Origin of the sequence: Massilia aquatica, assembly GCF_011682045.1 — a bacterium.
Classification (GTDB): Bacteria; Pseudomonadota; Gammaproteobacteria; order Burkholderiales; family Burkholderiaceae_D; genus Telluria_A; species Telluria_A aquatica.
This window is the reverse complement of the sequence record NZ_VVIW01000005.1, coordinates 387154-399078: the sequence shown is the minus strand read 5'-3', so window position 1 is coordinate 399078 and position 11925 is coordinate 387154. Positions and strand designations below refer to the sequence as shown.

The window sequence follows — 11925 nt, the reverse complement described above, 5'->3', positions numbered from 1 at the left end:
GCCTCGGCGCCCTGCCCCGGGCGCGGCCAGCTGGCCGGCGCCGGGCCCGCCGGGTCGGGAGCGGCGCCGGCCGGCCCCGGCGCGCCGCAGTCGGCCAGCTTTTGCTGGAGCCGCCGCGCGGCGTCGACATCGCCCTGCTGGCTCAGGGTCGAGGCCAGCCGCAACTGGCTGCTGAGGGTGTCGGGATGGGCGGCGCCCAGGCTGCGTTCGCGGCTGCGCGCCAGCAGTTCGAGCATGGCGCGCACGCCGGCCAGGTCGCTCTGGGCGGCCATGATCTCGGCCAGCAGTTCGCGCGCCTGCATCGTGGCTGGATGGTCGGGGCCGGCATGGCGCTCGCGCGCCGCCACCACCCCTTCCTGCAACTTGCGCGCATTGCCCAGGTCGCCCAGCTCGCGCAGCAGGGTCGCCAGCTCCTGGGTGCAGCGCAGGGTGTCTTGGTGTTCGCTGCCGAGCAGGCGTTCGCGCCCGTCGAGCACGCGTTCGTAGACCATGCGCGCGCGGCTGTATTCACCGTGGCGGGCCAGGGTGCGGGCCTGTTCGGCCAGGCAGTCGAGCGTGCGCATGTGGGCCGCGCCGTACAGGCGCTCGCTGGCGTCGATGACCTGCTCGTGCAGCGCCAGGGCGCGCCCGAAATCGCCGCGCCGCGCCACGGTGGCGGCCAGCGCGGCGCGCGCCATGAGCGTATCGGGATGTTCGGGGCCGAGCAGGCGCGCGCAATCGTCGAGCAGCAGTTCGTGCAGGAACTGGGCCTCGGCCAGGCGCCCGTCCTGGCGCAGCAGGGTGGCCAGCTGGGCCCGTCCGGCGCGGGTGTCGGGGTGGTCGTCGCCCAGCAGGCGCTGGCGCAGGTTGATGCTTTCTTCGAAGCAGGCGATGGCCTCGGCGGCGCGCCCGGCGCCGCGCTGCAGCATGCCGAGCTGGTGCAGGTCGCGCGCCAGCGGCAGCGACAGCGCCAGGTCGATGCCGCCCCCGAGCCGCTCGCGCGCGGCGCCGATGGCGCTGGCCAGGCGCACTTCGGCGTGCGATTGCCACGGAAAATAGTTACCGAGGAACCAGTCGAGCAAGGTGTCGAAGGTGCGCGTGAGCGAAAAGCGGTCGCTGTCGCGTTCGCCGCCGTGGGCCAGCTGCGCCGCGCCGGCCATGGCGTGCAGCTCGGGCAGCTGGACTTCGTCGAAGTAACTGTCGAGCGAGACCCGGGAGACCCCGTAGCACTGGCGCAGCAACTGTTCGATCGTGCTCTGGTAGCCGGCCAGCGCCTTGTGCGGGTCGCCGCGCCGCCACAGCAGGCGGCGCGCGCTGTCGGCACTGTCGATCGCGGCCGCCAGCGGGTACACCAGCAGCGGGCGCTGCTCCTGCTCGTGGCTGCAACGGTATTCGATGGCGCGCGTGACCACTCCGGCCAGGCCGTCCAGGCTGCGCTGGGTGGGCGTAAACACCGTCACCAGGCGGCGCGGCAGCAAGGTGGTGCAGATGCTGACCGCCGCCGAACGCCCGCTGCGCGCGTCGACCAGCACGTGGGCGAAGCGCTGCGCCATGAACTCAGCGAAACAGCGGAACAGGGCCGGACACAGCTGGAACAAGCCATCCCAGTCGAACTGGTCGGCGCGCTCGCCGTAGCTGTCGTCGAAATGACCGGCGCGCATCAGGTACAGTGGACGGCTGAGGTCGACCCGCTCGACGAACGGTTCCCAGTCGACCGCCTCGAGCACCTGGCGCGCCAGCGCCACATCATCCTGGGCGTGCGCATCGTCCTCGGCATAGCCGCGCGGCGCGCGCGCCGGATGGCCGCGCCCGAGCAGGCGCAGCTGGTCGCGGCAAGCCTGGAAGTATTCGAGCAGGCCGGCGCGCTCGCCGCGGCGCTCGAAATAGTGGTGCAGGCCGGGCGAGGCGGTATCGAAATCGATCATCAGCACCGGCACGGTGGCGTTCTCGCGCCCGGCCAGCAGGCGCGCCATGGTTGCCAGGGCCACGCTACGCGCGCTGGCGCTCTCGAACGAATAGAAGGTGGTGACATCGCCGGGACCGGAACGCGGCGGCAGGGTAAGGCGTTGGATTTCCATGTTGCTCCTCTTATTTTTTCGGGAAAGACAGATCCGGCAGATCGCGCCACTCTGGTGGGACAGCGGGGAGCACGAATTGGTTGCAGTCATGGCCCACGGGCGTGTACTTTTTTTGATACTGATAATGGATGACAATCCGGTCCACGATTTTTTTGATGTCCGGCAGAAAATCCGGATGCGATTTCAAGTCGCCGGTGGCCATCGTGAAATGCGAAAAATCGACGTAGAAACGCGAGGCGGCGATCTGCGGCGGCAGGCGCGCCGGATGCATGGTCATGATCACCGGAATGATCAGGTGGCTGGGCATCGGATACCACTGGCTGCGCTCGGCTTCGATGGCCTGCATCGCGGCGAACTCGCGCCGCGTGTAGCCGTGCGCCTCGTATTTGGGGGTGTAGATCAGGATCATGGTGACGCTCTCGCACAGGGCGCGCGCGATGCGGCGGTCGAGGTCGTCGCCGCCGCCAAGCTGTTCGGTGTCAATGAACAACTCGTCTTCATTGTCGAAATAGGGTTCCAGATAGCAGCGGATGGCATCGGACAGGGAAGCCTTGAACCGGTTCATCAGCTCATAGCGGCCGTGGGCGTAACTAAAGAAACAGCCGTAACGGATTGCCATGTCAGCCTCCCTCTCCTGTGAATCCACCAGCGCGCTTGCATTTTCGACTGTAGCAAGCGCGGCGGCGCCCGCCTTGCGCGCACGCAAATGGTCGGACCATCGCGCCACCCCCGCCCATCCCGAATTGAGGCATAATCAAAAATCAAACGGTCGTACTATTTTCTGAAAATACTATTGGAGACACCTATGAAAGCCGTGGTTTGCAAAGCGTGGGGGCTGCCCGACAGCCTGGTAGTGGAACAACTGGCCGCCCCGGTGGCGGGAGCGGGCCAGGTGCTGATCGATGTACAGGCGGCCGGGGTCAACTTCCCCGACGTGCTGATCATCCAGGGCAAGTACCAGTTCAAGCCGGAGCTGCCGTTCACCCCCGGCAGCGAACTGTCGGGCGTGGTGGCCGCGCTGGGCGAAGGCGTGAGCAATGTCAAGGTGGGCGACCGGGTGATCGCGTTCTCGGCCCAGGGCGCGTTTGCGCAGCAGATCGTGGTGCCGGCCCAGGCCGTCATGCCGATGCCGCCCGGCATGGACTTCGACACCGCCGCCGCCATCACCCTCACCTACGGCACCTCGCACCACGCGGTGGTCGACCGCGCCGCGCTCAAGGCTGGCGAAACCATGCTGGTGCTGGGCGCGGCCGGCGGGGTCGGACTGGCCGCCATCGAGATCGGCAAGGCGCTGGGCGCGCGCGTGATCGCGGCCGCCTCGAGCGATGAAAAACTGGCGGTGTGCCGCGAGCACGGCGCCGACGCCACCATCAACTACACGACCGACGACCTGCGCGAAGCGATCAAGGCCGCCACCGATGGCAAGGGACCGGACGTGATCTACGATCCGGTCGGCGGCGTCTACGCCGAACCGGCGTTCCGCTCGATCGGCTGGCGCGGGCGCTACCTGGTGGTGGGGTTTGCCAACGGCGAGATCCCCAAGCTGCCGCTCAACCTGACCCTGCTCAAGGGCGCCTCGCTGATGGGGGTGTTCTGGGGCGAGTTCGCCAAGCGCGAGCCGAAGGCCAGCCTGGCGGCCATGCGCGAACTGATGGGATGGCTGGCCGAAGGCAAGATCCGCCCGCGCATCTCGGGCCGCTACGCGCTCGAACAGACCGCGCAGGCGCTCAACGACATGGCGGCGCGCAAGGTGACCGGCAAGGTCGTGATCCTGCCGCAGCGATAAGGGCAGCGCAACCGGGCGTTAACGCAAGGGCGGGTGGGGACGCTTGCGCGCCGCCACCCGCCGCTGTCAACGCGAAAAAATCAGGCCTTCGGTGCGAACGCGCTGTTGAGCACGGACTGGTCGAAACCGTTGCCGGCATTGCCGTTGGCGGCGAAGCGGTACAGGGTGGCCGCGTAGACGCCGGACAGCGCGTTATGGATCAGCAAGATCAACAGCGACGCCAGTACCCCGATCACCACGAACGCAATGGCCAGGCCCGCACTGCCGATATTCACGCCCAGGCCCACGCCGGCCAGGGTCACGCTCACCACCAGCAGCATCAGCACGCCGAAGAACAGGCTCATGCCGGACTGGCCGACCACGTTCTCGCCCCAGGTTTGCTTGAGCAGGGTGGCGCTGGCCTTGATCGACTCGATCGGACCGGTATTGCGCACCACCAGCACCGGCACCACCAGGAAGGTCGCCACGGTCCAGCCCACGCCGATCAGGCCGACGATAAAGCGGCCGACAAAGCCGAGCCGTTCCTGGATGGCGCGCAGGATGACGCCGACCGTCGCGGCGATCACCGCGTAGCCGAGAATGGTGCCGAAGCGGCTGTTGGCGATGCGCAGGCCGTCGCCCAGGGTCGGGGAACCGCCATCCATGCGGATCATGGTGGCGCCGACCAGCGCGGCATTGAAGTAGAACATGACGAAGTACTGGCTGATGTAAAACAGGAAGGCCAGCGCGGTCCAGGCGGCATCGCTCTCGCCCAGGCCGTCGAGCGAACCGAGGCCGAAGGCCGGCAGCAGGAAACACAAGGCCACGGCCAGCGAGGCCGCCACCGAAATCACGGGGAACATCAGCAGGTGGCTGTCCTGGCGCAGCACGGCGGCGCTGGCCTTGACAAGATCGAAGCTGCGCTTGAAACGGTCGAACATGGTGGCACTCCTTTGATGGTAACTACGCAAGAAAATATTTCTTATGCGCATTGCTGTACAAAGTACCACAGAAGATCATGTCAATCTATCAATAAATTGCCTTTTCAACCGGTTGATTGACAATTAACAACAATTGTCACCGGGCCTGTTGCGCGATCCAGGCATTCATCTTGGTCTCGAGCAGCGCCAATGGCAAGGTGCCGTCGGACAGCACCGCGTCATGGAATCTGGCCAGGCTGAATTTGTCGCCCAGCGCCGTCTGCGCGCGCTGGCGCAACTCCATGATCTTCAGCGCGCCGACCTTGTAGCCGAGCGCCTGGGCCGGCCACGCCATGTAGCGTTCGGTCGCATTGCGCGCATCGTCTTCCGTATTGCCGGCCTCGTCGACCAGGAAGCGGATGGTCTGCTCGCGCGTCCAGCCCTTGGCGTGCAGGCCGGTATCGACCACCAGACGCGCGGCGCGCATCATGTCGAGCATCAGGTGGCCGGCGTAGGCGTTGGGATCCTCGTACAGGCCCATTTCCTTGCCCAGCGATTCGGCGTACAGCGCCCAGCCTTCGACATACGCATTGTTGCCACCGAACTTGCGGAACTTTGGAATCGGCAGCTCCTGCTGCTTGGACAGCTGGAAGTGGTGGCCCGGATGGCCTTCGTGCAGGAACAGCGAAGTCATGCGCGTGCTGGCGTACCTGGCCGGGTCGGGAATCACGGCCCAGAAGATGCCGGGACGCGCGCCGTCGGCGGCGGCGGCGGTGTAATGGTCGGACGCGGTCTCGCGCGAGAGCGGCGGCTCGGCGCGGATCTCGAGCGGCGCCTTGGGCAGGGTCGCGAACAGGCGCGGCAGCATCGGCAGGATGCGCGCGTTCAGGGCCCGGTAGGCCTGCAGCACTTCTTCCTCGGTCTTGAACGGACGATATTTATCTTGCTGCGCCAGCCAGCGCGGCAGTCCGGCCGGGGCGCCGCTGTAGCCGAGCTTGGGCGACAGCCTGGTAAATTCGGCATTGATGCGCGCCATCTCGGCCAGTCCGATGCGATGGATTTCTTCCGGCGCGAGCGTACTGGTGGTTTGCGACGCCACCCACGCGCGGTACCAGTTGCCGCCGTCCGGCAGGCTGCCCCAGCCGGCAGTGGTGCGCGCCGCCGGCAGGTATTCGGTTTCCAGAAAGCTGGCCAGCTTGCGCAGCGCCGGCAGCACCTGCACCCGCACCGCTTCGCGGTAGGCGCCGGTCATGCGCGCCTTTTCGCCCTTGGAAAAGCGCTCAGGCAGCGAGCGCACCGGCGCCGCATAGGCGCTGGTCTCGACCGTCGCGGCGGCCAGCGTCTTGATCTGCGGCAGCAAGGACTGCACCAGCGCCTTGGGCAGCACCACGCCCTGCTTGATGCCGATGCGCATGTTCGCGATGGCCGCGTCGGTCCACTGCGGCAAGGCCGTAATGCGCTTGAGGTAAGCCTGGTAATTGGCCAGCGTAGCCAGCGGCTGCGAACCGTCGCCGGCGCCAAAATTGGCCAGCAGCACGGGCAGGCTGTCCATGTGGTTCATCGGTAGCAGGTAATCCTTGAGCGCCTCGAAGCGCAGCAGGTTGTTGACTTCGAACGCGAGAATGTCGTAGGTGGTCAGGTCCAGCGGCGCCAGCCGGCTGCGGTCGATCCGGGCCAGCTCGTCGCGCACTTCATGCAGCATGGCGAACTGGCGCGCCCGCACCGACGGCACGATGGTCATCGGCAGCAGGTCGTCGAAGCGGTTGTCGCCCGAGAACGTGGCGTTGACCGGCTCGTAGCGCGCCTGCTCTTCGTAATAGTGCTCGGCCAGCCGGGCCAGCTGCGCGGCGGGATTGGCGGCCGGCTTTGCCTCGCCCGCCAGCGGCGGCGGCGCCGGAACCGGGGCAAGTACCTGGCCCACGGCGCCCGCCGTAACGGTCGTGCCCAGCAGGGCGGAAAGTAACAGCGAGCGCAGCACGGTCATGGCTTAATCCCGGGTATCTTGAGGTGGTTTGAAAAAGGCGATCACGTCTTCCTGCAGGCGGGTGCGCTTGAACGACGGCAGGCTCTGCCACACGCGCTTGCCGTACGACTTGGAAATCAGGCGCGGGTCGCAGATCATCAGCACGCCGCGGTCGGTCTCGTCGCGGATCAGGCGCCCCGCTCCCTGCTTGAGGTTGATGATCGCCTCGGGCAAGGTGTGGTGCATGAAGCCGTTCAAGCCCTGCTTTTCCATCACGTCGATGCGCGCGGCCAGCACCGGGTCGTCGGGCGGGGCGAAGGGCAGCTTGTCGATGATGACCAGCGAGAGCGCATCGCCGCGCACGTCCACCCCTTCCCAGAAACTCTGGGAGCCGACCAGCACGCCGTTGCCGGCTTTGCGGAAGGAGTCGAGCAGTTCGGTGCGGCCGCGCTCGCCCTGGACGAACAGTGGAAAGTCGAGCCCGCGCTTGGCGAACTCGTCGCGCAGGCGTTCGGACACCTGCTTGACCGCGCGGATCGTGGTGCACAGGAAAAACGTGCGCCCGCCGGCCGCTTCGATCACCGGCAGCGCACTGTCGATCACGGCATCGGTGTAACCAAAGGAATTCGGCTCCGGCAAGCCGTTCGGCACGTACAGCAAGCCCTGCTGCTCGTAGTTGAACGGGCTCGGCCAGGTCTTGGACGGTTCGCCCGTCAGGCCCATCTGGTTGGAGAAATGCTTGAAGTCGTTCTTGACCGCCAGGGTGGCCGAGGTAAAGATCCAGCTGCGCGGCGTACCTTCGCGCTGGTTGTTGAAGATCGGCGCGATCGACAGCGGCGTCTTGTGCAATTGCAGCGAGGACGAAAAGGCCTCGACCCACAGCACCGCCTGGTCGCCTTCGACCAGCTTGCCCTTGCCGTCCTGCTTCCAGCCGTCCAGCGAAGCGGCCAGCTCGACCGCACGCACGCGCACCTGTTCGATGGTTTCGGCGCGCGCGGCCTGGTCTTCGAGCACGGTGATCATCTCGGCCAGTTTTTCCTTGAGCGTGTTCAAGGCCGGAAAAAACTCGGACGACGGCATGATCTGCGCCAGCGACAGGCGCATGATGTCTTGCGGGAAGGTCAGGCGCAGGTCGCGCGCCGCCTTTTCGACCACCATGACCACCTTGGCCCAGTCCGGCCCGCCGCGCGCGTGCGAGAGGCCCTCGGCCAGCACGTCGCGGCACAGTTCCAGGATCTGCGAGGTCGATACCGTCTGGCCGAAGAACAGGGTGGCCGTATCGGGCAGCTGGTGCGCTTCGTCGAAGATGATGGTATTGGCCGACGGCAGCAGTTCGGCCACGCCGGTGTCTTTCAGCGCCACGTCGGCGAAGAACAGGTGGTGGTTGACCACCACCACGTCAGCCTGCTGGGCTTCGCGGCGCGCCTTCATCACGAAGCAATCCTGGTAGTACTGGCACTCGGCGCCCATGCAGGTGTCGCGGGTCGAGGTGACCAGGTTCCAGATCTGCGCGTTTTCGGGCACCTTGGCCAGTTCGGCCTTGTCGCCCGAACTGGTCATCTTGATGAAGCGCGAGATTTCGCGCAGGTTGCCGACATCGTCGCGCGAGGTCATGCGCCCGTTCTGCAGGGTGCGTTCCAGGTGATAATGGCAGACATAATTCGAACGGCCCTTGAGCAAGGCCACCGAGACCGGCGCCTTGAGCGCGGCGCGCACGGTCGGAATGTCGCGCAAGAACAACTGATCCTGCAAGTTCTTGGTGCCGGTCGAGATGATGGTCTTGCCGCCCCACAGCAACGCCGGCACCAGGTAGGCGAAGGTCTTGCCGGTGCCGGTGCCGGCCTCGGCGATCAGGGTGCTCTGGTCGGCGATGGCCTGGGCGATCGACTTGGCCATTTCGGTCTGCGAGCGGCGCGGGCTGAAGCTGCCCACGGACGGCGCAAGCGGGCCGCCCGCGCTGAACAGGCGGTCGACTTCGGCATCGTGTTTACCTTCCGGCAGGGCCGGCACGGAGGGTTCGCCGTCGGCGTCAGGAGGCACCGCAGGTGCAAGTTGAGGGTCGGTCAAAGTGGCATTTCAGAGAAGCGAAGACGGATCAGGCCGGAACATCGGGCACTAATTGCATTTTCAACAGGGTAATATGGTCTTTCAGTTGCAATTTGCGCTTTTTAAGGCGGCGCAGCTGCAACTGGTCGTGGTGCCCGTCCAGGGTCAACATGTCTATGACCGCATCCAGGTCGCGATGTTCCACATCGAGTTCGATCAGGCGGCGCTGGATAGTTTGGTCATCGTTCATGTGTGGCATTCCAGACAAGTTCATTTCAAAAATTTCATCAACTGCGGGCGAAAAACGCATACAATCTGAAACAATTTTTGTCACACAGAAAATAGTCACTGCTTGCAACAAGCAGCATACTGAGTGCATAGTTTAATCTACGGCGCCGTTGCAGCCAACAATATAGAATACGGCAACCAGAGAGCCGTATGGTAACGCAGCCAGGACTTTACCCCAAGCATATGAACGTATACAAGATAGAAGCCGGCACCGCGCAGCACATCGGTAACCGGCCGGAACAGACCAACCGCACCGCCCTCTTCACCGGGGCGCGCGCGCCCGGCTACATGATGGCGGTGCTGGCGGACGGCGTTTCCGGCGGCGCCACCGCCTCGGACCAGGTGCTGCTGACAGCCAAGCAGCAGTTCGACCTGTTCAAGCCGGGCGACGACCCGAGCGTCGAGCGCCTGCAGGACTTGCTGCGCGAAATCGTGCTCGAAACCCATACCGTGCTTAAGCTCAACGGTGTCACCAGCAAAATCGAGCCGCATGCGACCTTTGTCGGGCTGATCATCACCCCCAAAGGCCGGGCTGTGTGGGCGCACGTGGGCGATTCGCGCCTGTACCGCTTCGTGCGCGCCGAATGCGTGGTGCGCACCAGCGACGTGCCCTACATCGAGCACCTGGTCGGCACCGACAAGCTGCCGCTGGAAGCGGCCAGGAACCATCGCCACTCCAAGCTGCTGGTCAATGTGCTCGGCAACAGCCGCAAGGAGCCGTTCGTGTCTGTCGGCCAGCACGACAACCTGGCTGCCGGCGACACCTTCCTGCTGGCCTCGGACGGGCTGTGGCACTTCTTCACGGATGCCGAACTCGGTGCCGCGACCAGCAAGAACACCCCGCGCCAGGCGTCGGAACTGCTGATCAACAAGGCGGTGGAACGGGCCCAGGGCAAGGGTGGCAACTGCACCATGGCCATTGTGAAGCTGGTCAAGCCGCCCAAGGAAGTGCCGAATTACACGGTCGAACGGATGCGTAGGGCGGTATAGCCCGTCGTTCCCCGCCAAGGCGGCCGCCGAGGCCGGGAACGACGTGTTATTTGGAAATTTTCGCTTCCTTCTTCTGCGCAGCCGCTGCGGCGTCCTGCGCCGCCTTTTCCGCTTTCCTGGCGCTGGCCGCCTTCTTCTCTTCGACCTTGCGCTGGCGCTTCTCCGAATCGATGCGCTTCTGCTCGAACGCCGCCGCGTTGGCCGCCCGTTCCGGCACAGCCGCTTTCTCGGCGGCGGCGATGTTGGCCAGCTTGGCCGCCTGCGCCGCCTGGCGCGCTTCCAGGCTCGGCCTGGTCGATGGTTTCTTCACTTTCGGCGGCGCCGCCACCGGCGCCGGCACCGGATTGGCCGCCAGGCGCGCTTCTTCCGCTTCCGCCACGCGGATCGATTCGGCCACCGCCGCGTCGCGCGTGTCGGCCGAAGCCTTGCGCTGGAAGTGCTTGGCTTCGTCTTCCACCGCGTTCAGGTAGGCCAGGGTCACGCGCCGGTATTCGCGCGCTTCATCGAGGCAGTCGTTGACAAAGAATTTTTCGTAGCAGGTCACTTCGCTGTTGGCGTAGCGCGCTTCGGTGGCGGCGCGCTGGGCGCGTACCTGGTCGAGCTTGAGCGCGGCCTGTTCCAGCGACTCGGTGGCGGGCACCAGCGGCGCCATGCTGGTCGGCTGCAGCCCGGGCGTGCAGGCGGCCAGGCCGGCGGCCAGCGCCAGCGCGGCAAGCCGGATCATCGGAAAAGCAAATCGGTTGTTCATGTTCAGTGTCCTGTGGGCTGGTCGGCGAAGGGTCAGGAAAGCGACTCGGCCGCGCCGCGCCGCTCCGCATCCATGTATTCACGCGACTGCATTTCAATAATACGCGAGACGGTGCGGTGAAACTCGTTCGACAGCGTCCCTTGCGTGTACAGCTCTTCCGGCGCCACGGCGGCCGACATCAGCAGTTTAACCTTGTGGTCGTAGAAGACGTCGATCAGCCAGGTAAACCGGCGCGCCTCGGACGACTGCGCCGCCGACATGGCCGGTATCCCGGACAGCACCACGGTGTGGAAGCGGCTGGCGATTTCCAGGTAATCGTTCTGCGAGCGCGGCCCGCCGCACAGGGTCGCAAAGTCGAACCAGATGATGCCGCCGGCATGGCGCAGCGCGCGGATCTCGCGCTCTTCGATGCGGATGCGCGGGTCTTCGTCGGCCGTCTCGGCGATGCGCGCGTAGGCGCTGCGCAGCGCTGCGTCGGAGGCGGCGTTCAGGGGCGTGTAGTAGCTCTCGACCTGCTCCAGCGCGCGCTTGCGGTAATCGATGCCGGCGTCGACGTTCAAGACGTCGAGCTTGTCCTTGAGCAGGGCGATGGTCGGCAGCATGCGGTCGCGGTGCAGGCCGTCCGGGTACAGCAGGTCGGGATCGTAGTTCGACGTCATGATGAACGACACGCCATTGTTGAACAGCGCCGTCAGCAGGTTATACAGGATCATGGCGTCGGCGATATCCGACACATGGAATTCGTCGAAGCAGATCAGGCGGTATTTTTTGGCGATGCGGCGCGCGACTTCGTCGAGCGGATCGGCCACGCCCTTGAGCTCATCGAGCTCGCGGTGCACGCCGCGCATGAATTCGTGGAAGTGCAGGCGCGTCTTGCGCACCACCGGCACCACCGAGTAAAAACTGTCCATCAAAAACGACTTGCCGCGCCCTACCCCGCCCCACAGGTAGACCCCGCGCGGCACGTCCGGGCGGTTGATCAGGCGCTTGAAGGTGGACGAGCGCTGCGAGCGGAATTCGACCCACTCCTCGTAGGCGCGCTGCAGGCGGTCGACCGCGCGTTGCTGCGCCTCGTCCGAGGTAAAGCCGCGTTGGGATAAGGCGTGCTGGTAGAACTCTTGGACATTCATCTGGGGAGGCAATACAGA

10 protein-coding genes are annotated in these 11925 nt (G+C 65.5%); 2 read left to right on the top strand and 8 right to left on the bottom strand.

The genetic code is table 11. The features are described 5' to 3' along the window. Window positions 1–2057, bottom strand: a 2057-nt coding sequence (locus F1609_RS12400; RefSeq protein WP_167076731.1) for a tetratricopeptide repeat protein, incomplete at its 3' end; no start/stop codon positions are given. 10 nt (window positions 2058–2067) lie between these two features. Further along, on the bottom strand, window positions 2068–2763 hold the full coding sequence (locus tag F1609_RS12395; protein ID WP_229421841.1) for a toll/interleukin-1 receptor domain-containing protein: 696 nt from the start codon (window positions 2761–2763) through the stop codon (window positions 2068–2070). 99 nt (window positions 2764–2862) lie between these two features. Here F1609_RS12395 and F1609_RS12390 point away from each other — a divergent pair, with 99 nt between their 5' ends. Then, a complete protein-coding gene (locus tag F1609_RS12390; protein ID WP_167076730.1) occupies window positions 2863–3843 on the top strand; it encodes an NADPH:quinone oxidoreductase family protein in 981 nt (326 codons plus the stop codon). An 80-nt stretch (window positions 3844–3923) separates the two neighbouring features. On the opposite strand, the gene F1609_RS12385 is transcribed toward F1609_RS12390, so the two are convergent. The 4 genes from F1609_RS12385 to F1609_RS12370 form a co-directional block, all read right to left on the bottom strand. Beyond that, window positions 3924–4763, bottom strand: a complete 840-nt coding sequence (locus F1609_RS12385; RefSeq protein WP_167076729.1) for a DUF6159 family protein — start codon at window positions 4761–4763, stop codon at window positions 3924–3926. Between the two features lie 136 nt (window positions 4764–4899). Continuing rightward, a complete protein-coding gene (locus F1609_RS12380; RefSeq protein ID WP_167076728.1) occupies window positions 4900–6726 on the bottom strand; it encodes a DUF885 domain-containing protein in 1827 nt (608 codons plus the stop codon). 3 nt (window positions 6727–6729) lie between these two features. Next, entirely contained in the window at window positions 6730–8745 is a 2016-nt protein-coding gene (yoaA, locus tag F1609_RS12375; RefSeq protein ID WP_370661622.1) for a DNA repair helicase YoaA, read from the bottom strand. A 55-nt stretch (window positions 8746–8800) separates the two neighbouring features. Further along, window positions 8801–9001, bottom strand: a complete 201-nt coding sequence (locus F1609_RS12370; RefSeq protein WP_166881122.1) for a YdcH family protein — start codon at window positions 8999–9001, stop codon at window positions 8801–8803. Window positions 9002–9222: 221 nt separating this feature from the next. Between F1609_RS12370 and F1609_RS12365 the strand changes: the two genes are divergently transcribed. Then, window positions 9223–10029, top strand: coding sequence for a PP2C family protein-serine/threonine phosphatase (locus tag F1609_RS12365; protein WP_167076726.1), 807 nt, complete (start codon window positions 9223–9225; stop codon window positions 10027–10029). A gap of 46 nt (window positions 10030–10075) precedes the next feature. Here F1609_RS12365 and F1609_RS12360 read toward each other — a convergent pair whose 3' ends face one another. Beyond that, entirely contained in the window at window positions 10076–10777 is a 702-nt protein-coding gene (locus F1609_RS12360) for a hypothetical protein (protein WP_167076725.1), read from the bottom strand. A gap of 32 nt (window positions 10778–10809) precedes the next feature. Continuing rightward, window positions 10810–11907 (bottom strand): cell division protein ZapE, encoded by a 1098-nt coding sequence (zapE, locus tag F1609_RS12355; protein ID WP_167076724.1) that lies wholly within the window; start codon window positions 11905–11907, stop codon window positions 10810–10812. Window positions 11908–11925 lie beyond the last annotated feature (18 nt).